Source organism: Hyphomicrobium sp. MC8b, assembly GCF_905067615.1.
GTDB lineage: Bacteria > Pseudomonadota > Alphaproteobacteria > Rhizobiales > Hyphomicrobiaceae > Hyphomicrobium_B.
On record NZ_LR898465.1, the window covers coordinates 919854 to 940822 of the forward strand.

A 20969-nucleotide genomic window follows, 5' to 3' on the forward strand; every position below is an offset into this window, starting at 1 on the left:
TGAGGCAGCCACCCGACGGACCGCTCACCCCATGATGTAGAGTAAAAGTCGACGCATTGCAGAGCTCATTTTTCGCCTTTGGGGACGATCTTCACTTTTAGTAGAACCTCCACGTTCGGCTCGACGATACACAGCAAACGCACCAATCGCTCCAGCGAAAACCGGTCAAATTTTCCGTGACGAATGCGCGATATTTCCGTCGGGCAAATTCCAGTCGCGGCCTCGAGCGCTACCGCTGTTCCCCACTTCGCTTTGACCGAGTATACGATTTGGTCTGCCACCAATTTCCTTGCATCGTCGACGCGAGACACCCATCGCGCAAAGATCTCCGCCTCGATAGCGGAAAGCTCTTGCGCCTTTGAATGTGGCCGGCGCGTATTGGGGGATAAATTATGTGTTCTGCTCATCCTGGTGCACCGGTCGCGAGTCAGTTTTTTGTTGGCTTCAGAGGAAACGGAGGTAACTTGATTTTCGTGCTGGGTTGAGCGAATCCGCCAAACGGTGGGGAAACGTGAGCCGTTGTCTTCGGCCGCAACAAAGCACCGCCGTTTCTCAAGAATTCGCCTTGCGGCACGAGGTTCTTTAATTGGCGTGCACGAGCTGTCCGCATAGCCTGCCGGTATCTGTCGTACACACTGCGGTTCAGAAAGGGAGCGTTGGCCAGATGCGCTTCCGCGTAAAAGCCCTTGGCGATTAACAGGAGTGCGTAGACAGGGGCTCCGAAGAGAAAAGTGCTCTCGAGATCCATGTCCTCGGGCGTCCTCGAACGCCATATTTGCAGATTATCTCGCAGACGATCTGAAAGCTGCACGCCCTCGCGGGCTGCCCGCCAGTATGCAGAGTCCTGACGGTTGTTGAGATGATAGTGAAGCTGCACTAAGTCGCGAACTTCATCGTACAACCGATGCACGTGGCGATTGTAGGCACTAATGAGAGCTGGCTCGAAATCGGTCGTGGGAAAAAAGCGGCGGAGCCAACGAACCGCCAAGTCGGTCATGAAAATCGCGGTGGCTTCTAGAGGTTCGATAAACCCGCCAGCGAGACCGAGGCCCACGCAATTTTTCACCCAGGCATTCCGAACCCGGCCGGTGCGGATCGGTATAATACGCGGTTCTCCGTCTCGCACGTCATATGCCCTAAGCAGCTCTTGAATGGCGTCATCGTCCGAAATGAACTGGCTTGAGAAGACGTATCCGGTGCCCACGCGTGTGGTGAGCGGAATATTGAAGTTCCAGCCTGCGGAAAATGCGGTTGCGCGAGTCACCGGAGGAATGTTCAAGGGGTCTTTTAGAGGAATTTGGATGACCGCTGCGCGATCGTTCAAAAGGTAATCCGAGTAAGACTCGAACGGCTCGCCTAAAGTCCGCTGAAGGATGGATCCTCTAAAACCCGTACAATCGATGATGAAATCAACTTTGTGTTCGTCGTGCTCACGAAGTTGCAAGCTCGCAACGAAGCCGCGCTCGTCTAGGGTAACCGAATCTACGTTGTCGACGATGTGCTTTACGCCGCGACGGGTTGCGATGTTTCGCAAAAACGCGGCCAACTTAGTGGCGTCGAAGTGATAGGTGTAGCCGATTTCACCGCTAAATTCTGGATCTTCCGGATTTCGGGGGGATAGATTTCCCGTGACAATGGGCACCACTGGAGAAAACGATTTCACATAGGACATGCCTGCATGAGAGTCTCCTCGCGATGGATCGAAGCTGACAAAATAGTCGGCAAGCGCGTGGCCTTCTAAGATCGGCGGCGCATTTAAGATATTCAAATACTCGATTGCATTGCCGTTCTTGTCGTGGTTCCAGTTCACGAAATGCGCAGCAACTTTGAAGGTCGCATCCGTCGACTCGAAAAATTCCGACTCCGTGATGCCCAACTGGTGTAAGAGGACCACCATTCCTGGCAGGCTCGCCTCTCCGACGCCGACAATGGGAATGTCGGGCGACTCTACGAGCGTGATATTGATGCTCTTGCGCGGGTCTTCCGCTGTGCAATAACGATTTAAGAAAGCAGCCGCGAGCCAACCGGCTGTGCCGCCTCCTACGATGGTGATGTTCTTAATCGGCTTTCCCATATACCCCCCCTTTCGATTGCAGACGTTCGGTCGTTTCAAGCCGCTCTAGTCCCCGCCCCCTCGTTTCGATCAAGCTTGTGAGTGCGAGGATCGACGCCAGCGCCATCGATGCAGCGCCGATGAACGCAATGAACTGCGTAGACGGTGGTGTCAGACCACTACTGACGATAGCGATGACAATCACACCGCCAAGCTTTGCTGATCCGGCAGCCAGACCACCTCCCCTGGCGCGCATCTGAGTCGGAAAGACCTCTGATGCGTAGACGGACACGACGGCCGATAACGAGCTGATGCCGCAGACCGGGATAATCATCAGCACCGAGATGAAGGATCTGTTGTCCGCGAAGGAGCTGGCGGCTACGATCAATGCGAACAGCGCAGCCATGGTAATGATTGTTAGCAACGCGATCGTCTTGCGGCTGCTCCAGGATCCATAAAGCCAGGCAACGACAAAAGTCGAAGGAAGGCCCATAAGCGCCGCATCCCGAAGGATGGAATCGGCGTCTGAAAAACCCACCTGACGAAGGTTCGTTGGCATCCAAAGATTAAGCCCGAACAGGACCAGTCCTGTAGCGAAGCCAATCCAACTTATGACCAATGAATGTCTTAGGAAGGGACCACTGACCAACCTCAGCCAAGACCCTGCACCAGCTTGTGCGAGTTTAACGGGAGTTTCGGTTATCCTTGCGCCATAACGCGCCATTACTGCTTTCGCTTCCTCGTCCTTCCCTATGGCGATCAGAAAGCGGGGGGACTCAGGAATGCATCTGTTAAGCGCAATCAGCGCCAGCCCCGTCGGCAAGCCGATTAGCCATAGAACTCGCCAGCCGTAGGTTGGTACAAGCGCGGCTGACAGCCAGCTCGTAATCACGTAGGCACCGGCAACATCGGCGCCGATCAAGACCATGAGCATTCCACGATATCGCGCGGGCATCGTCTCTGCGAGAAGCGTATAACAAATCGGAAGCATTCCTCCGACGCTAATCCCCATCAGGAAGCACATAGCTAAGTTCCAGCTGAAACTCGGCATTGCTCCGCATATCGATGTCGCGATGAATCCAAGACCGGCAAACAGGATTGAAGCGCGCCGCCCGATCCGATCGCCCAGCCAACCCCAAAGAAACGAGCCGATCACTGTGCCAACGATCGCAAAAAGCGCGACCAATGATACCGGAATTGTTCCGCGAGGATTTAAGGGAGACCACAAGTCGTATTCCAACGCCATTCCCGGCATCACGAAAGCGAGGGTCGTCGGCTTCATCACGTCTATGGTGACCGAGAACGCCATCGTGACCATCAACCCGAGGTGCGCCGGGGTTAGCTTCGCGTCGTCGAGGGTCACGACCTCGAGTTGCGACACGCGCTTTGCGAGTGCATTTGCCGACCGGGGAACCAAGCCGTAGAGGCTTGCGAGAAGTCCGAAGACGATGGCACACATGCCAACGATCATTGTCGAATCCATGGGCATTCCAGCCAGGCGGTATCCCATTTCGCGGCCCATCAGATACATAGGGATATGGGCGATAACGCCCGCGGTTACAGCAACAACGCCGATCCAAAACGCGATCGGGTTTTCGAAACTTACTCCGCTGTCTTTCTCTGACATCCGGCGCACTCTTGTCTGAGCGAACAAATTCAATTTCCGCTGGGGCGAGGCGCCCCAGCGGAATTCGACGGGTCATCCTTTTCCGTAGCGGGTGTTACTGGGGCATCGCCGGGAGAGGGGCAGGCAATCCTTCCCAACACCGCTCTCGGATCCCGACCGATGAGGAGTATTGCTGTTCGGCGGCCAATTCTGAGGGAGACGATCCGCCTTGTGGCAGTACGTTCTCTTCGAAAGATTGTGGCAATGCCGGTATGAATGCGCGTCTGCGACCACAAGCGGACCGTAGGTTACTGGCGGGCTTGTTGTCTCCGTGTTGTCCGCTGCGAATGACTGGCTATCGGCGATTATACCGACAACAGAAGCAATCATCCCGAATATGAAACTCGAGAATTTGATTTGCCTTGAGGTGATCATTTTCAATGGTCCTTTTGTTGATTTTGGCAAACCTTCGGCGTCGCGCGCACGAGGTGCACCCGTTCAGTTCTCAGACTGTAAAAAACTGGAGGCGGCAGCTCCGAAGCCGGGGCGCAAGTGACTGAAGCGCTTCTTCCGCAATCGAAGCCTTGAGGCTTCTCTGTCCCCTAGTTCAGCAACACGACTGTTTTGAGCATCCGGAGACGCGGATCGGACTGACGCGCGGTAGGATACTCGACATGCAGTTTGACGTTCGTAAGTCGCTTCGCGCGAGACGCGAGGCGAAGTCCGTCGACCGATTCTACAGTGGGATCTTGGCCCGCGGCCGCGAGGAAGCGCGCATCGGATTTCGCAACGATAGGCAGGAGGATTTTGTCCACGCACTTGCGCATCGGATAGTGAACGGCGGCAGGCGACCTTTGGGGCGCGGGGACACGGATACTCGCATGCATCTTCGCTTGGTGAAGATCCTTCGCATGCCAAAGTTCGATCGCGCGATGCCCGTTTTGACCCACGCAGTAACGCAGAGGAGCTGCGATCGCGGCAGCCGGCAAAAAGATTGCCAGCACGAATATCGCGGTAAGCCGCATAACGATCGGGTTTCTTTCAAACGCGCGCTTCATGTTTACGTCGCTCCTATAGCGTCGCATCGGATGCCGTTAGCGCTGCTAACGCTCCTTTGCCTTCAGGCTTGACTGGCATCGGGATCGGAGTTTCCGCCTCGGGCTCGGACCCGGTTGCTGGTTTGCCTCCGAAGCTCGCGCAAAGAGCGGGAAGAACCAGAAGGGTCAGGATCGTCGCGCTTACGAGGCCGCCAATTACCACTGTCGCGAGCGGCTTTTGTACCTCGGCGCCGGTCCCGGTAGACAGCGCCATCGGAACAAACCCGAGCGATGCCACCAATGCCGTCATGACAACTGGACGAAGGCGCGTAACCGCTCCCGCATATATCGCATTCGCTCGCTCAATCCCTTCGTCCACGAGTTGGTTGATGCTCGTCATCATCACAAGGCCGTTTAAGACAGCAACGCCTGAGAGCGCGATGAAGCCAACCGCGGCTGACACAGAGAAAGGCATACCGCGAAGCCACAAGGCAATGATGCCGCCCGTAAGGGCGAGCGGAATGGCGGAAAAGACGAGCAGCGCGTCCCGCGGAGATCCGAGCGCCGAATAAAGCAGCAAGAAAATCAGGAAGAAGCATGCCGGAACGACCAGCATCATGCGCTGCTGTGCCGCCGCCAAGTTTTCAAACTGTCCGCCCCACGAAATATAATACCCGGACGGCAGTTTGATTTGACTGGCAACCTTGCTTTGAGCTTCCGCAACCACTGATGCGATATCGCGCCCGCGAATGTTGGCCGTGACGACAACACGCCTTTTGCCGTTCTCACGGCTGATCTGATTGGGCCCTTCGGTGAAGTCGAAACTTGCCACCTGCTCAAGCAGGACGGAGGCAGTTTTGCCATTGCCGTCGGCAGGTAATGACACGGGCAAGTGCTTAAGCTTTTCAAGATCCTCGCGCATGCTATCTGGCAAGCGCACGATGATGGGATAGCGGCGGTCGCCCTCAAATACCACGCCAGCCTCTTTGCCACCAATCGCCGCGCCGATTACGTCCTGGACGGCCATTACACTAAGTCCGAGCCGCGCGATTTCGTCCTGGTTGATAGTAATTGAAAGGAAAGGGAGCCCCGAAGCCTGCTCCACGCTAATATCGGTGGCGCCCTCCGTCCTTCGTAAGATTGAAGCAACTCGATTTGCGGTTTGAAGCATCGGCTCAAAATCATCGCCGAAGACTTTCACAGCGAGGTCGCCTCGAGCACCGGCGAGGAGCTCGTTGAACCGCATCTGGATTGGCTGCGAGAAAACGAGATTGTTGCCCGGCTGCTTTTCTATGGCAGCCTGAATTTTCGCTACGAGCCCGTCCTTCCCTAAATTTGGATCCGGCCACGCTTCCGTCGGTTTTAGAATGATGAAGGTATCAGATGCGTTGGGCGGCATCGGATCGGAGGCAACTTCTGCCGTGCCCGTCTTCGAATAGATGAACGCGACTTCGGAAAATTTGCTGACAACTTTCTCCAGCTCAATCTGCATCTGCTGAGATTGCGAGAGCGACGTGCTCGGAATACGGATTGCCTGCATAGAGAGGTTTTTCTCGTCGAGCGTCGGAATGAACTCTTCTCCAAGCCGAGAAAAAAGCGAGCCAGCAACCACCAGCAGCGCGACCGCTCCAAGAATGTAATACACCGGTTTAAGCAGGGCCCCACGGAGTAACGGTTCGTAAGCGCGGCGGAGAATTCGGACGAGAAAGTTTTCCTTCTCCTCAACGCTCTTGGAAAGAGCGATCGCAATGGCTGCCGGAACAAAGGTCATAGAGAGCACAAAAGCGGCGATGAGGGCGATGATGACGGTCAAAGCCATGGGCTCGAACATCTTGCCTTCTACGCCAGTGAACGTGAGAAGCGGCACGTAGACTAGAATGATGATGGCCTGCCCATAGACCGAAGGTTTGATCATTTCCTCGGCGGACCGAATGACTACTTCCAAACGCTCTTCAAGGGCCAGCTTGCGCCCTAGTTCGTGCTGATGCTCCGCTATTCTTCGAAGCGTGTTCTCCGCGATAATCACCGCACCGTCGACGATCAGACCAAAATCAAGAGCGCCCAGGCTCATAAGATTTGCACTGATCTTCGCTTGAACCATTCCCGTCATTGTCAGCAGCATCGCGAGCGGAATAACCAGCGCCGTAATCAAGGCGGCTCGGAAGTTTCCGAGCATTAGGAAGAGGACGACGATGACAAGAAGCGCACCCTCAGCGAGATTCTTGCTCACCGTTGCAACCGTGGCGTCGACCAATTGGGTGCGGTTGAGAACCGTTTGCACCTCTATTCCGGGCGGCAGGCTTCGACGTACCTCTTGCATTTTGGCGTCAATCGCGGCGGCCACCGTGCGGCTGTTTCCGCCGATTACCATAAGCGCTGTTCCGACGACCACTTCCCGGCCATTTTCGCTGGCGCTTCCCGTCCTGATCTCTTTCCCGATGCCCACCGCGGCGACATCCTTGACGCGGATGGCGACCCCGCCGCGTGTCGTGATCACCACGTTCGCGATTTGCTCGGACGTCGCAAGTCGGCCCGTACTGAGCACGGCAAAGCCTTCGCCATTGCGCTCAACGTATCCCGCGCCCCTGTTGACGTTGTTTTGACTGAGCGCAAGCGCGATATCAGAGAACGACAGCCTAAGAGCAGTAAGGCGAGCCGGATCGGGCTGCACCACGTACTGCTTTTCTAAGCCTCCGATGACATCAATTCCCGCGATACCAGGCACGGTGATCATCTGAGGTTTGATGATCCAATCCTGGATGGTTCTGAGATAGGCCGTCCGCTCGACTTCTGTTGTTAGCCGCTGGCCTTCGGGGGTGACATAGCTACCGTCACTCTGGGGACCCGCTTTGCCCTCTTGAATTTGCGAAGTCGCCGGGGGCGCAAACTGCACGGTCCACATGTAGATCTCGCCAAGGCCGGTTGAGATGGGACCGAGCTTCGGCTTGGTGTCGTCGGGAAGGTTTTTTTCTGCCTCCCTTAGACGCTCACCGACCTGTTGGCGGGCAAAGTAAATGTCCGTTTTCTCCGAGAATACGGCCGTTACTTGGGAGAAGCCGTTGCGGGAGAGGGACCGCGTATATTCAAGACCTGAGATTCCCGCGAGCGCAGTCTCTATCGGAAATGTGATCTGTTTCTCGATGTCGACGGGCGACAGAGAAGCGGCGATTGTGTTGATCTGGACTTGGTTATTGGTGATGTCGGGTACGGCGTCGATCGGAAGTTTATCGAGTGAATAAACTCCGTACGCCGCCGTCAACGCCGTCAGCAAGACTATGAGCCAGCGCTGATGAACAGAAAATGAGAGCAGTCGAGCGATCATCTGAGTGTCCTAATCAATGGCCGTGTTCTGCTTCTGATTTTCCAAGCTCGGCCTTGAGCAAGAAAGTGTTGGCGACGGCGATCGGCTCGCCCGCCGAGAGGCCTGAGAGAATCTCAACCGAGCTTCCATCATCCTTGCCGACCGAGACTTCGCGTGACTCAAATCCGGCAGACGTGCGGACAAACACGCGGGATTTGCCTTCAATCGTCTGAAGTGCGGCTTTCGGGATGACGAGATCCGCCATCGCTTCGGACACGGCAATATCGGCCGTAACGAAGGAGCCTGGGCGCCACGCGCCGTCGCGATTGTCGACCGAAGCGATTACTCGTGCCGAGCGGGTGTCCTGATTGAGAACCGGACTGGTGAAAATGATCGTGCCGCGCGCCTTATCAGCACCCTCCAAGGTCAGCTGCTGGCCTTCCTTGATCAAGGGAAGATCCTGCGGCGAAACGGTCAACTCGACCCAGACCTTGCTGAGATCCGCGATGGCGTAGAGTTCGTGCGCTTGCCCTTCTCCGCCCATCGGTGTGCCGACGTCGACAAGTTGCTCGACCACGCGGCCTCCGATTGGCGCTTTGATCTCGTAGCGCTCAAGGCCTTTAGGCTCGTCAGTCGCATCCGCAAGCTTCGTGATCGCGTCTTCACTGACTCCAAGCGCGGAGAGCTTTTGTTTCGCCACGTCCCGTCGGACTTGCGCCTCCCGATAGGTAGCGTCGGCGCGAAGGAGGCGCTGTTCAGAGGAGACCTGCTTCTCCCAAAGGGTTTTCTCACGCTGGAACAAGGTTTCCTGAAGCTTGAAATTCACAATCGCTGCGATGTATTCACTCTTCGCGTCCGCAACCTCGCGGCTATCGAGGAGGGCGATGACCTCGCCCGCTTGGACCGGATCGCCAAGTCCCTTTCTCAACTCCGCGACGGTACCGACGACTTTAGACGGTACGCGGCCCACGCGGTTGCGATCGGGGATGATCGTGCCGGGAACGCGTAGGCGTGAACGCAACACGCCGGCTTCAGCGGGTCGAACAGCAATGTTGGATTGCGCGATCTGGTCAGCTGCGATAGCCAGCTGCTCATTCTCATTGCCGCCTTCCGGACCGGAGTGGCCCGTTGGTTTCGGCGATTCGCCCTCATGCCCCTGATCCGAGTCTTTCGCGGCATGTGCAGATTCTGCTTGAGATTCGAGACCGATGAGATCTCGAAATGTCACCGCAAAACGCTCTGTATGAAAAAAGTACGCACCCGCAAACGTGCCCACGAGTAGGCAGCCGGCGACAAGACCAAGTCGCTTCATGACAATATAATCCATGCTGACCGCGGCGCTTGACGAAAGCGTGCGTTCAAAGCTTCAGGTTTTAAAGACGATGGAAGAGGTACGCCGCGCTGCAGTTATCACGCCCGCACGAGCGATTATGCGCCTGCGATGGACCGAGGTGGCTCGTGAATAGGATCTGGCTCCAAGGAATCCCCGAGAGTGTCCAAGTAAGCCGGATAATTCACGCGCGAACCCTCAAGGAACGCGGAAATGTAGTGGGATCTGGTTGGGACTGGTTGGACGCAAGGGCAGCTGCACACGTGATGCTCAAGACCATTGAACAGCGTGCCGCCTGCATCGGAGTCGTCCTGCGCATCGCTTTGGCTGACTAAGGCAATGTGCGCTTGTCCGCCCGTCGAAAAATGCGACTGCGCATGTGACGTCGCGACCGGCATGCCGGAAAACACAAGGAACGCGACGAGGAGCGCCTTTAAAAACCGATTTGTGCGAGAGACAAGCGAGGGCATGAGCCAAGACGCGATTGCGTCAGCTGCATCCCCACGATTGTTTTTCGCCGAACCGATCATGGTCGCGAAAATGGTTTGTGAAAGTGGCGAAGTCAAGTCGATAGGCGACTGCCAATTGCTGGAAATCGGCCGCCGCGGAATTTGCCGCAGGAATTGTTTATTTTCGGACACTATTGCGTCGCGACGAAATTGACGGCGAAAGTCAATTAATTGACTTCAATTGTCAATGATTTGGATTTGAGCAAATCTATTCGAACAGATGGGTTCAAATCACGTCGTCGGATTCTATCTCGCAGTCGGCACTCTACCCGACGTCTATCTCGAAGATCGTGTGGTCGATGTTGAAGCGCGTTGCAAGCATACGAGGGCATCGGCGACAAAAATCACCCGGATGTTCATTGGGCATCGCAAAGTGACACGTAATCGCGGTCTTGGTGTTACACATCGCTCAAAGGTCCGAATTTCAAGGCTGCGCAACGCCGGAGGGTCTTCCGAGGGTCCTCGAATCTCTGCCATATTTATTCCTTGCGGGATGTCCCGCATCGCCATAACCACGGAGTTCGAGAGCAGTCTCTACGTACCCCAGACAATAAGTTCGTCGATAACGGGCTTGACAATAGAAGCCAGCGTGAACCACCCCGAATACTTCGCAGATTTTGAATACGCATCAGCGCGTGGACCCGTTTGAGGCGCTCCGGCACCAAAAGCGTCAACGGTACGAATAGCGGCCCAGGCAACTGGGGCCGCCATATAAACGCCCGCTCGTGCCAAAGATAATTTTCGTTTTATGCAATGAGCGCATCGAGAATGAGCAACAGAAGAAAGCCCACGAAAAACATGGCGGCGACCCACGGCGCGTCACCGCTTTCATGGGCTTCCACGAGCAGCTCTTCCGTTACCAGATAAAGCAAAGACACCAGTGCGAAAGCGAAAAAGCCGCTCAGGATGATCGTGGGCAGTTGAGTGGCGAGGCCCGCGGAAAGCGTGCCAAGAGGCAGCAATATGCAGATCGCCGCAACCATCGCGACGATGGCAGTCGGCTTGAAGTTGTTCTCTCTGAGTTTGAGCGACAGAGACAAGCCGAGAAAAAGAACCTCGAGTGTCAGCGCGAAGGTGAGCAAAATGCCCGCTTTCGCGCTTCCTGCAAAGCCAAGGCCCAAAACCAAGCCGTCGATAAAGAGATCCAGAGCGACGAGTGCGACAACACCCGCCGTTCCGCTCACGCGCTTACCCACTTGTTCGAGGGTCAACATGGTTGCGATGCCGATTCCACCCCCAATCGCAATCGACCACACCGACGATCCATGCTTTAGCTCAGGCAAAACCTCTCCCGCCGCTGCCGCAAAGACGACGCCGGCTGCAAAATGTTGGATCGCACTCGAGATCAAGGGACCGGGCTGGTATCGGGCGGCAACGAGACATCCAATCACGGTCGCAGACACCGGGATAAGCGAAATAAGCAGCCAATGAGCAATGGACATTATGATTTGCCTTCAGTTTCGGATGATCTCCGAGCCGAGTCTTGACTGGGGTCCCATCGTTCGTACATTCTCTAGTGACTAGAGGAGCAATCAAAATGAATGAGGTGTCGATTGGGGAAGCCGCCAAGCTCAGTGGAGTCAAAGTACCCACCATCCGTTTTTATGAGGAAATAGGTCTTCTGCCGCGTCCGGCGCGAACCGAGGCCAATCGGCGCCTTTTTGTGGAGGATGACCTGCACCGGCTCGCGTTTATCAGACATTGCCGTGAACTGGGTTTTGAACTTGATGCCATCCGCACGTTGCTCAGGCTTCAGGACAATCCCAAGCAATCGTGCGATTCCGCCGACACGATAGCGCGCGCAAGATTAAGCGAAGTGGAACTTCGTCTGAAGAGCCTCAGGGCACTGCAGAGGGAGTTGAAACGGATGATTGACGGCTGTAGTCACGGCCACGTCAGCCAGTGTCGGGTCATCGAAGTGCTGGCGGATCACGCCAAATGTATGCACGAAACTCATGTCTGAATTGTCGCGCCTCTATCATCCAGGGTGAAGTTAGCCGGAATTTTGGCTTGCTCCTCTAGTCACTATAGGAATTAGGCTTTGGTCTCTTAACTTGAGGACCAGCCATGACTACCCACGAGATCCGCTATCGCGTCGAAGGAATGGATTGCGGTTCCTGCGCGTCGAAAATTGAAACCGCTGTGCGACGGCTCGGAGGCGTCGAAGACGTTAAAGTTAGCTTTCAAGCACAGAAAATGACCGTGCGCTCCGAGGACCGCATCGGCTTAACAAACACCATCGAAAAGACCGTAAAGGCGCTCGGATTTTCGCTCGCGCAAGAAGCAGCGTCGAATTCGTCCGAAGTTAGATCGCCAAAAGCCATCCACTCCTGCTGTTCCGACGGGCACCACTCCGAGGAGACCGAGCACGGACATGCGGACGATGTGAACTCTGAGCGACCGATGCGCAACGCGTGGTGGGCATCGAGCAAAGGCCGCCTGACAATTGCTTTAGGTCTTGCGCTAGCCGCAGCATGGGTCGGAGGCAATTTATTTCCGCAACTGGAACCATGGCTTTTTATCGCGGCCATGCTCGTCGGCCTCATCCCAATCGCCCGACGCGCCGTTATGGCGGCGCGCTCAGGCACGCCTTTTTCCATCGAGATGCTGATGTCGATCGCCGCGATCGGCGCGGTCATCATCGGAGCCAGCGAAGAGGCCTCGGTCGTTGTTTTTCTGTTTATGGTCGGAGAATTGCTGGAGGGCGTCGCGGCGGGAAAGGCGCGCGCCAGCATTCAATCGCTGACCGAGCTTGTGCCCAAAACGGCATGGGTCGAAGTGAACGGCCAAACGAAAGAAGTGCTGGCGGAAAGCCTCGTTGTTGGCTCCACGATCATGGTGCGACCAGGGGATCGCATTCCGGCCGACGGCGTCATTCTCTCGGGCGAAAGCGAAATCGACGAAGCGCCGGTCACGGGAGAGAGTACGCCAGTGCGAAAGGGCGCCGACGGAACCGTTTTCGCCGGTACAATCAACGGTGATGCGGTATTGCGGGTCCGCGTTACCTCTGCTGCTTCTGACAATACGATTGCGCGCATCGTCAAGCTTGTGGAAGAGGCGCAGGACGCCAAGGCACCCACCGAGCGCTTCATCGATCGCTTCTCGCGCTATTACACGCCCAGCGTGGTCGTCGCTTCGGCCGTCGTCGCAATCGTTCCACCGCTGATATTCGACGGTGATTTCAGTAGTTGGATCTATAAGGGCCTAGCAATCCTGCTGATCGGATGTCCCTGCGCCCTTGTAATCTCAACGCCCGCCGCCATCGCAGCCGCGCTTTCGACCGGCGCCCGTCGCGGCTTACTCATAAAAGGCGGTGGCGTTCTCGAGACGCTTCGAGATATCACCGCCGTCGCGCTCGACAAGACCGGCACCCTGACAGCAGGTAAACCGCGTGTGACAGACGTCGTTGCATTTGGACGCGATGAAGCGCAGGTCCTGCGGCTCGCGGCGGCTCTTGAAAAGGGATCAAGTCATCCGCTCGCAAATGCCATTCTAGAACATGCCGCGAATGGTGGGATAGATCCTCTCCCTGCCGTCTCCGATGCTAAAGCCATCGGCGGTAAAGGCGTGCGCGGCCAGGTCGATGAAATCGAGGTGTTCCTCGGGTCGCCGAAAGCAGCTAGCACCATGGCGGCGCTCAGCTCGGACCAGTCAGCAAAGGTCAGAGCACTTAATGAGGAGGGAAAGACCGTATCCATCCTCATCGCCGATAATAGTGTTGCTGGTGCGCTTGCAATGCGCGACGAGCCCCGCCCCGACGCGTCCGCCGGACTGAAGGCCCTCGCGGCTGCGGGGATTAAGACGATTATGCTCACTGGCGACAACCGACGCACCGCAGAAGCGATCGGGCGGCAGCTCGATATCGAAGTCTGCGCCGAATTATTGCCGGAAGATAAAAAGCGCATCATCGGCGAGCTGCGCCAAAAAGGGGATGTGGTCGCCAAGGTCGGGGATGGCATTAACGATGCACCAGCGCTTGCCGCTGCCGATGTCGGCATCGCGATGGGAGGAGGCACGGACGTAGCGCTGGAAACTGCGGACGCGGCGGTACTTCACGGAAGAGTTGAAGACGTGGCGCAAATGATCGCGCTCTCGAAAAGCACAATGGCGAATATCTATCAAAACATCGCTATCTCGCTTGGTCTCAAAGCCATTTTTTTGATTACGACGATCGTCGGCATCACCGGCCTCTGGCCAGCAATTCTTGCGGACACCGGCGCAACTGTGTTGGTTACGGCCAACGCCATGCGTCTGCTGCGCTGGAAACCGCCATACAGCCGATAATGAACCAATAGGCACGAGACCACCGTTGAACCCAACGACGGCTATTGGCCCAGGGCGGAGAACCTGACCATGTCCGCTTACGATGGAAAGCAGACAAGCATCGCTACCCTTAAGTGGTATGGCGCGCACAAGGCGCGATGTCCGCTTTCTCGGCGAAGCGGCTCTTCGGCTCGACGCTACCGACAAGACGGTCCGTGTGAAATTTGTACGAAACCTGCGAGTCAACTCCTAAGTCAGCTTTGCCGAGAAGGCGGACTTGGGTTGCAATGATTACAAAATAGCCAATGACCCTTCGCAACAGCGTCTGCTGCAGCCTCACGAGCAGACGTCGATCGAATGACGGCTGCGGGCCATTAGCAGACACCGATTGTCGGCCTAGAGGTGATTTCAAAACTGAACAAGCGCGCGCAGGATCGGGCGCGCTAGGTCGCGTCGTCCAGTAGGCCCTCATCGATGACTTCGCTGCCGATAATCCAGTCCGGCGGGACGGCCGCTTCAAAAACGAGACCGCAATCCACGTGCATCCGGGTTCCGGGTTTCTCCGGGTATGATTTCTTGTAAGCCCATGCGCACACCACTTCGCCAATGATGTTTGGCAGATCCCCGCGCGCCATCAACTCCGCCGGCGTGAAAAACGGGTGGGTCACCCTCAAAGCGGCCTCGCCCGACACCCGAAAGCGGAAAACCATGGCACGGCCGTCGCGCCTCAGCAGGTCAAGTCCATCGGCGCCGAGCAGCTCACGCGCCATGTGCCCGTCGATCTCGGCGCCAAGCTGAAGGTAGTGGTTGAACCCGTCGACCAATGCCTCTCGAGACAAGGTCAGGTGCGCCTGGCCTTCGCGCTTCCCGTGACGACTTCGTGGGCCGTACATGTCGATGACGTCATCGAGGCGTTGCGACGCCGAAGCCCAGCCCGCGTGGCCAGACAGGGCGCGCACGAGCCTCGCCTTGCGGTCGTTGGCGACCAACGGCAGCAAGCCGCTCCGGTTGATCGAGGCTTCATCGTCGGCATTCGCCCGCGTCCCGTGATAGGCGGCGACATCGACCAAGCCCAGCCAGCCCAGCAGCGCATTGCCAATACTCTCGCGACCACCCAGCTCAACGGCCACGTCGCGCGCGTCTTCGACGTACTCTGGTGCGGCGGCCTGGAGCGCAGTGACCGCATTCGGCGGCATAAGAGGCAGCAGCACCGCGTCGACGCGCGGTAGCCAGTCGGAGATTCGGTCGAAATCGAAAAGGAATCGTTTGCTCATGGACCCAGACTAGAACGTGGTGGACAGGAGCTTCCCGATCCAGCGCTGCGTCGCCGTCGTGTTATAGTAGGGCATGCTCAAGATCGATCCGCAATGGGAAGAGAACAGCCCTGGGGCAATTCCGCCCGAAGTGTTCACAGAGTTTCTCCAGCTCATCCGCCGCATGAGCGGACAGGCCTCGCGCCCGCAACGGGTGCTCGAGCTATTCAAGCGCGAGTTCGCCGCCTGTGTCGGGGAAACGGTCAACCCGAGCAGCAGCGAAAGCTGGGCAGCTTCCGACATGGAGAACCTGATGAGCGACGCCGCGAATAACGCGGCACTGTTTATTCAGGCGTTCTGTTCCGGCTGCGAGACCTTACGATCCTCCGACACGGAGCTTCCTGTTCCATCGACCGAGCGGATCAACCGCATCCTCGCAAAGCACAGTGCCGCCTTCCGGGTTGAGGACGGGGCGTTGGTCCCAGCCGCCAACCACCGTCCGGTCCAAGTGCCCGCCAAACCACCTTCGCTCGACGAGCAGGCGCACGAGGTTATCCAGGCGGCCATTTCCCAATCGGAATATCTTCTCGCCAAAGGGCAGGGCCGACAGGCCGTCGCCGAATTGCTGTGGGTGCTCGAGTCGGTGTCGACCGGATTCGACGGTGTCGAGGCTGGGGGCGGTACAATCAAGGGCAAATACTTCAACGCCATCGTCAAGGAAATGCAGGCCAAGACCTTGAGCACGCATCAACGCCAGGTTCTTGCGGCGATGGTGGCGCTGCACGGCTATCTTTCGTCGCCGACGGGCGGCGGGATCCGACATGGGCAAGACCTGCAGAACGGGACGCCCCTGACGGCCAACGATGCCCTGGTCTTCTGCAACATCATCCGGAGCTACATCACCTACATGCTGGGCGAGCACGAGCGCCTCAAACGGAACTAGGCATGAATTTCAAATCAAGAAACCTCAGGGCTATCGCAGAATGCGTGATCGGTGACACCGGATTTTTCGTCTATCGGTCTAGCTCGCGCATCACCGAGTTCTTCGAGGAGTGCGGCCTCGACTTCGTCCACGACGGCACGACGCGTTGGGCTTGGACGTCCGAGCGTCTCGCCGAACTGCTGGCGGATCCGGCGCCCCAACCCAACATGCTGCCATCCCGTTTTGCCCGCGTGCTGCGCGTGCTCCTCGACCGGGCCGACGCGGCGGAGGGTGACAACGACCGCGCCAAGGCGCTGGCCGCCTTGAACGCGCCCATGTGCAGGGAGGGGTTCGAAGCCTTCTATGACGAGCGTGGCGTTGCCCAGTTTCGGCACATCGCATCCGACAAGCTTTCGGAGTTCTCCAGTCCCCATCGTCCCTTGACGGCGGAGGAGAGGAAGAGGCGGGACTTGCTGAGCGCCTATCTCGATGCGTGTTCTGAGGACGAACTGATCGGCGACATCCTGTTGCCGATGTTCAGGCAGCTCGGTTTCCACCGCATCACCGCCGCCGGCCATGCGGACAAGGCCTTGGAGTACGGCAAGGACGTGTGGATGCGTTTCACGTTGCCGACCATGCATGTCCTCTATTTCGGCATCCAGGCGAAGAAGGCAAAGATCGATTCTGCCGGAGCGACCCGGCCCGGCAGCGCCAACGTCGCCGAGATCCTGAACCAGGTCTTGATGATGTTGGGACACGAGATCTTCGATCCCGAGGTCAATCGCCGAGTATTAGTCGACCACGCCTTCATCATCGCTGGAGGCGAGATCACTAAGCAGGCGCGCAATTGGTTAGGAGAGAAGCTCGACCAGGGCAAGCGCAGTCAAATTCTTTTCATGGATCGGAATGACATCCTGAACCTGTTCGTGGTGAGCAATATTCCGCTGCCGGCGAAGGCTCTGCCGGCAAAGGTCGCAGGAAATTTCAACGATGAGATCCCGTTTTGAGGCAAAGGTGGGTCAGGTCCGCTTAGGGTCACGAGCAGACGATCGCGCAGTCGGGATTACTTCTGCTTTTCATTCGAAAGCAGACTTGTTCGGGAACGCGCTCTCTTGCTTCGCGAACCAAACGGTGAATGTCTGCAATTGGGACCTTGCGGTCGTGCCGTCGCGATGCCGAGAAAGCCGACATCACCGGATCATTGAACGGCTAACTCAATTGTCAGATGATCATGACCGGTATCCGTCAATAAGCAGACAAAGCGTCTCCCCCTTTTGGGCTCGAAGTGGACGTTTTAGCCTGGTGGTATCGTCGCGCCTGTAGCAGATGATTACGCGACTAGCGTGACGATCGTGATGCCCGCCGCGCTCGTCGCGGCTGTTCTTCGCGATCCGCAGGTTCGGGATGTACGCCGCCGCCTTTCCATTCGCCGGAGGCAAGCCATTCCTCGAAGTAGAAGAGCCAGACCGATGCCCACGAGACGAAGGTCTGATCGATTCTCATGTGCGCGGCCCACTCGCCCGATCCAGGCAGATAGAGACAGAGCCGCAGCGGATTGCGGTAGACATGGGGCAGTTCGCGGTTGCCGGCGAGAGCGGCAATGTCGGGATTTAGTACGAAGACTTGCGGACTCATGCTGAGCCGATAGACAATGCGTAATGTGTACTCGCGGCTGAGCGGTGTGGGACGGTCCCGGTATTCCCACGTCAGGGCGGCGGCCTTCAATGAGCCAACACCATCTCCGACCCGGCTGGATTTCAGGAAGAGATATTGCTGGGCAAGGCTGAGATCCGGCCGATCACTCCTGTTTTTCATCAGTCACCGAAGTTCGTATTACGGGGAATCGGTGCCGCGCCGGCGGCACTGGAAAAACTCAAGCTGCCCGCCGATCCGATGTACAGCCTGCCGGAGCCGCGTGCGGCGCCAATGGAATCTGTTCGTCGGTCCATGACGCGGCGAACCACGGATTTGCCAAGAATGCCTTCAAGGCTGCTCGTCACCCGGTCGAGACCGTCGACTGCGGCGGCCTGTTCAAAGGCGGACAGTGCTTTTGCGTGCCAGGCGAAAAAAGCGTCGACGCGAGCCGGCTCGGCGTTCCACCGGTCCGCGAAGTTTTCACCCACCGTACTCTCGTTTGCCACCCAGTAATGGATGCGGCCGTCGATCAAGCGTTTTTCTATGAAGTGAGGCATCATCCGGATCGTCTCGACGACAACGTCCAATTCCGTGTCGAATTCGAATATTCCGACGCAGAATTCGTAAGCCATTGAGGCGAGGGTCGTGATGACGATCGAGATAGGCGCGACTTCCTTCGTCGTGTCCTCAAAATAGATATCGCGGTGGCGTTTGAGTAGCTGAACTGTGCGACGCAACACTCCTTTGCCCGTCATCTTGGTTGGGAAAGGCGCGACGTCGGCGCGGTCATTCGCATAGGCCGCTTTTTCCGCGCGCAGGCGCGCCCGCAGATTTGCCCGGCGTTCAAAAATGGCCTTAAAACCGCTTGGATTCGTGGGCTTCCAGTCGCGAAGCTTTTTGTCGGGGACCAGCTCTCCACCGTTGACGCATTCGACGTTCACGATCGTGGGCGAAATGTCCAGATGGAACTCGCGGGCATAGTTCAATCGCCAGCAACGCTTCTTTTCTTCCAGGATCGGGGCATATCGCGCGTTGTCCCGAAGCCTGTCGCCGATGAGCTTTTTCAGTTCGGCGGGTGAGCGACGAGAAGAAAAACCCAGCACCAGGCAGATGAGGTCGACGTCGAAATCTTCTCGGCCGAGAGGCTTCACGCTTGTGCCGAGACCGGCCGATCCATGAGCGTACACGCGAATGGCGCGGAGTAGGGGATCGTCGCTTTCCGAGAGCCACTCTGCCACCGCTTCGTAGCTGTTCTTTGCGGCAACGAGCTGCGCTTCGGTCAGCTCCAGCTCGCGGCAGACTTCATCGAGGATGGAATAGACCGCCGACTTCCGAACGACGTCGGGAAAGTTATTGGCGCGCGGCGCAATCAAGTTCATGTCAACGTTCCCTTGAGTTTATGGATAGGTTCGAACGATTCGGCGGGCGCCTGAAAGAAGATCGGCTCAAGCCGCGGACACTCTTTCCGGGCCGCCGCCGCGCCCATCCCGCGAAGCTCGGAAATCTTGCGGGTGTCATCCATCGCGTAGAGATCCTTCGGAACGTCCGGACAGACGCGAAAGATCGCCTCCCGCTCATGCTCATGTCCCGTCAGCAGTTTCGCTATACCGAGCGCGCCGCGCGATTGCCCGTCCATGAAAAGCCGCGAAAGATCGCGGATGATGCCGATCTTTCCGGGAGCGGCGCCAAGCGCATACACTTCGTTGACGCAGCCCAGGCTTAGAATGCGAAGGCTGCTCGAGGGCCAACCGAGAATGGAAATGGCTTCGACCACGGCAAGCGCGATCGGATTGTTCGCCCAGACGCCACCGTCAAAAAGCCCGACGTGATCCGCCGTGGTGTGCCGCCGGAAAATGGTCGGCGCGGCGGCTGTCGCCATTGCGGCGTCAACGGCAAGGCGCGAATAGTCGGTCTTTAACCGGTCGTGATGCGCCGTCTTGAAGATGTATACGCTGCGATGGAGAGGGTCCCAGGACGGGATCAACAATCGTGTTCGAGATTCCCCGAGCTGCCTCTGGCCGAGTATGGCATCGAGCTCGCGTCGGAGAGCAGTCGCGTCATGCTTCGTCGCTACCCAGTGTTTGATTTTGCGACCTAAGCGAGAGATGAAACCTTCAAGCCCTGACGTTCCTTCCCCAAAAATGAAAGGCCCTCGATCAACGTAGAGGTCCAGGAGCTGCTGGGCGCTCAATCCAAGGCCGAGGCCAATGGCGAGAATGCCGCCCGTCGACGTTCCGGCGATCAGATCGAAGTATTCGCCGATCGGGCGATCGAGATTTCTCTCAATAGCGGCGAGAAAGGATGCCGGCAGAGTTCCCATGATCCCGCCGCCGTCAAGGCAGAGAATGCGTCGGATAGGCAGCGGATCAAGGTTCTCGGCCGACATCGATGATCATCCCTTGGGCGGATACGGATCGTTGCCGTAGGAATTCTTGTCGCGGATCTCGCCATTCGGCCGGTGAATGACGACCTCGCTGCGCTGGTTGATCGCGATGCTCCTCGCAGCGCTTTCCGCCTGGGATTGCGTCGCGTGGGTGGACGTCACGCGGCTGTTGTTTTCGCCGCGGACGGCCAATCCGTCGCCGTGTGGAACCACATGTTGATTCTTGCCCATTTCTAGCAGCCCTCTATTGACCTCGGATTCGCGCCGTCATACGCTACTTGACGAACTGTCATAGGCGCGGGCCAAAAAAAGGAGGTCCGCGACATTGACGACCTCAGCAGTGGAATCTATACGCTTTCGTCATGACCAGGTCAATCATATCATCAAGTTTCGGTTCCCGTTTGAAATCCATTCGCGAAGATCGGGAACTCAGCCAGTCTGAATTGGGACGTCGCGCTGGCATGGATTCGTCGGCTATAGCGCATTTTGAAGCCGACCGACGAAAACCCTCCTTCGACAACATTCGTGCGCTCGCCAAAGCCCTTGTTATCTCGACGGACTATTTGCTCGGCACGGGAGAAGCGACGACAGCGTTTCGCGATGAAGACAAGCTGTCGGTCAGAGACCGAGATATCATCCAGGGTGTCATCGACAACATGGTCAGCAAGAAGAAGTAG

At 57.2% G+C, this 20969-nt stretch carries 15 protein-coding genes; 5 read left to right on the forward strand and 10 right to left on the reverse strand.

The genetic code is table 11. From position 1 onward, the window contains the following. Positions 1-427 precede the first annotated feature (427 nt). The 5 genes from ACLB1Z_RS04455 to ACLB1Z_RS04475 form a co-directional block, all read right to left on the reverse strand. The gene (locus ACLB1Z_RS04455; RefSeq protein WP_409562223.1) at positions 428-2074 is read right to left on the reverse strand and encodes a tryptophan halogenase family protein; all 1647 of its coding nucleotides are present in this window, start codon (positions 2072-2074) and stop codon (positions 428-430) included. Then, complete coding sequence (locus ACLB1Z_RS04460) at positions 2058-3416, reverse strand: MFS transporter (RefSeq protein WP_409562224.1); 1359 nt, start codon at positions 3414-3416, stop codon at positions 2058-2060. Before ACLB1Z_RS04460 ends, ACLB1Z_RS04455 begins: the two co-directional genes overlap by 17 nt. Before the next feature lie 1314 nt (positions 3417-4730). Continuing rightward, positions 4731-8018: an efflux RND transporter permease subunit gene (locus tag ACLB1Z_RS04465; protein ID WP_409562225.1), complete on the reverse strand. Its 3288-nt coding sequence runs from the start codon at positions 8016-8018 to the stop codon at positions 4731-4733. Between the two features lie 13 nt (positions 8019-8031). Beyond that, on the reverse strand, positions 8032-9324 hold the full coding sequence (locus ACLB1Z_RS04470; protein WP_409562226.1) for an efflux RND transporter periplasmic adaptor subunit: 1293 nt from the start codon (positions 9322-9324) through the stop codon (positions 8032-8034). Between the two features lie 1258 nt (positions 9325-10582). Continuing rightward, a complete protein-coding gene (locus ACLB1Z_RS04475) occupies positions 10583-11278 on the reverse strand; it encodes a ZIP family metal transporter (protein ID WP_409562227.1) in 696 nt (231 codons plus the stop codon). Positions 11279-11373: 95 nt separating this feature from the next. Between ACLB1Z_RS04475 and ACLB1Z_RS04480 the strand changes: the two genes are divergently transcribed. Together ACLB1Z_RS04480 and ACLB1Z_RS04485 are read left to right on the forward strand one after the other, a co-directional pair. Next, positions 11374-11799: a MerR family transcriptional regulator gene (locus ACLB1Z_RS04480; RefSeq protein ID WP_409562228.1), complete on the forward strand. Its 426-nt coding sequence runs from the start codon at positions 11374-11376 to the stop codon at positions 11797-11799. A 104-nt stretch (positions 11800-11903) separates the two neighbouring features. Then, positions 11904-14120, forward strand: a complete 2217-nt coding sequence (locus ACLB1Z_RS04485; protein WP_409562229.1) for a heavy metal translocating P-type ATPase — start codon at positions 11904-11906, stop codon at positions 14118-14120. A gap of 422 nt (positions 14121-14542) precedes the next feature. Here ACLB1Z_RS04485 and ACLB1Z_RS04490 read toward each other — a convergent pair whose 3' ends face one another. Then, positions 14543-15373 (reverse strand): hypothetical protein, encoded by an 831-nt coding sequence (locus tag ACLB1Z_RS04490; RefSeq protein WP_409562230.1) that lies wholly within the window; start codon positions 15371-15373, stop codon positions 14543-14545. A 73-nt stretch (positions 15374-15446) separates the two neighbouring features. Here ACLB1Z_RS04490 and ACLB1Z_RS04495 point away from each other — a divergent pair, with 73 nt between their 5' ends. Both ACLB1Z_RS04495 and ACLB1Z_RS04500 read left to right on the forward strand, forming a co-directional pair. Further along, positions 15447-16295 (forward strand): hypothetical protein, encoded by an 849-nt coding sequence (locus tag ACLB1Z_RS04495; protein WP_409562231.1) that lies wholly within the window; start codon positions 15447-15449, stop codon positions 16293-16295. Positions 16296-16297: 2 nt separating this feature from the next. Further along, positions 16298-17281: a hypothetical protein gene (locus ACLB1Z_RS04500; RefSeq protein ID WP_409562232.1), complete on the forward strand. Its 984-nt coding sequence runs from the start codon at positions 16298-16300 to the stop codon at positions 17279-17281. Between the two features lie 331 nt (positions 17282-17612). Here ACLB1Z_RS04500 and ACLB1Z_RS04505 read toward each other — a convergent pair whose 3' ends face one another. From ACLB1Z_RS04505 to ACLB1Z_RS04520, 4 genes are read right to left on the reverse strand one after another with little or no spacing between them, the layout of a single operon-like run. Beyond that, positions 17613-18089 carry a hypothetical protein gene (locus ACLB1Z_RS04505; RefSeq protein WP_409562233.1) on the reverse strand — a complete coding sequence of 159 codons (477 nt, stop codon included), beginning with the start codon at positions 18087-18089 and terminating at the stop codon, positions 17613-17615. Further along, complete coding sequence (locus ACLB1Z_RS04510; RefSeq protein ID WP_409562234.1) at positions 18089-19288, reverse strand: nucleotidyltransferase; 1200 nt, start codon at positions 19286-19288, stop codon at positions 18089-18091. The genes ACLB1Z_RS04505 and ACLB1Z_RS04510 overlap by 1 nt, the downstream gene beginning before the upstream one ends. Beyond that, the gene (locus ACLB1Z_RS04515) at positions 19285-20295 is read right to left on the reverse strand and encodes a CBASS cGAMP-activated phospholipase (protein WP_409562235.1); all 1011 of its coding nucleotides are present in this window, start codon (positions 20293-20295) and stop codon (positions 19285-19287) included. Before ACLB1Z_RS04515 ends, ACLB1Z_RS04510 begins: the two co-directional genes overlap by 4 nt. Before the next feature lie 6 nt (positions 20296-20301). Further along, a complete protein-coding gene (locus ACLB1Z_RS04520; protein ID WP_409562236.1) occupies positions 20302-20523 on the reverse strand; it encodes a DUF2188 domain-containing protein in 222 nt (73 codons plus the stop codon). Between the two features lie 131 nt (positions 20524-20654). Here ACLB1Z_RS04520 and ACLB1Z_RS04525 point away from each other — a divergent pair, with 131 nt between their 5' ends. Next, the gene (locus tag ACLB1Z_RS04525; RefSeq protein ID WP_409562237.1) at positions 20655-20969 is read left to right on the forward strand and encodes a helix-turn-helix domain-containing protein; all 315 of its coding nucleotides are present in this window, start codon (positions 20655-20657) and stop codon (positions 20967-20969) included.

Excerpts from the sequence above, each read along its gene's own strand:
- ACLB1Z_RS04455 (WP_409562223.1), bottom strand. The coding sequence starts at position 2,074 with ATGGGAAAGCCGATTAAGAACATCACCATCGTAGGAGGCGGCACAGCC.
- ACLB1Z_RS04465 (WP_409562225.1), bottom strand. The coding sequence starts at position 8,018 with ATGATCGCTCGACTGCTCTCATTTTCTGTTCATCAGCGCTGGCTCATA.
- ACLB1Z_RS04470 (WP_409562226.1), bottom strand. The coding sequence starts at position 9,324 with ATGGATTATATTGTCATGAAGCGACTTGGTCTTGTCGCCGGCTGCCTA.
- ACLB1Z_RS04475 (WP_409562227.1), bottom strand. The coding sequence starts at position 11,278 with ATGTCCATTGCTCATTGGCTGCTTATTTCGCTTATCCCGGTGTCTGCG.
- ACLB1Z_RS04480 (WP_409562228.1), top strand. The coding sequence starts at position 11,374 with ATGAATGAGGTGTCGATTGGGGAAGCCGCCAAGCTCAGTGGAGTCAAA.
- ACLB1Z_RS04485 (WP_409562229.1), top strand. The coding sequence starts at position 11,904 with ATGACTACCCACGAGATCCGCTATCGCGTCGAAGGAATGGATTGCGGT.
- ACLB1Z_RS04490 (WP_409562230.1), bottom strand. The coding sequence starts at position 15,373 with ATGAGCAAACGATTCCTTTTCGATTTCGACCGAATCTCCGACTGGCTA.
- ACLB1Z_RS04495 (WP_409562231.1), top strand. The coding sequence starts at position 15,447 with ATGCTCAAGATCGATCCGCAATGGGAAGAGAACAGCCCTGGGGCAATT.
- ACLB1Z_RS04500 (WP_409562232.1), top strand. The coding sequence starts at position 16,298 with ATGAATTTCAAATCAAGAAACCTCAGGGCTATCGCAGAATGCGTGATC.
- ACLB1Z_RS04505 (WP_409562233.1), bottom strand. The coding sequence starts at position 18,089 with ATGAAAAACAGGAGTGATCGGCCGGATCTCAGCCTTGCCCAGCAATAT.
- ACLB1Z_RS04510 (WP_409562234.1), bottom strand. The coding sequence starts at position 19,288 with ATGAACTTGATTGCGCCGCGCGCCAATAACTTTCCCGACGTCGTTCGG.
- ACLB1Z_RS04515 (WP_409562235.1), bottom strand. The coding sequence starts at position 20,295 with ATGTCGGCCGAGAACCTTGATCCGCTGCCTATCCGACGCATTCTCTGC.
- ACLB1Z_RS04520 (WP_409562236.1), bottom strand. The coding sequence starts at position 20,523 with ATGGGCAAGAATCAACATGTGGTTCCACACGGCGACGGATTGGCCGTC.
- ACLB1Z_RS04525 (WP_409562237.1), top strand. The coding sequence starts at position 20,655 with ATGACCAGGTCAATCATATCATCAAGTTTCGGTTCCCGTTTGAAATCC.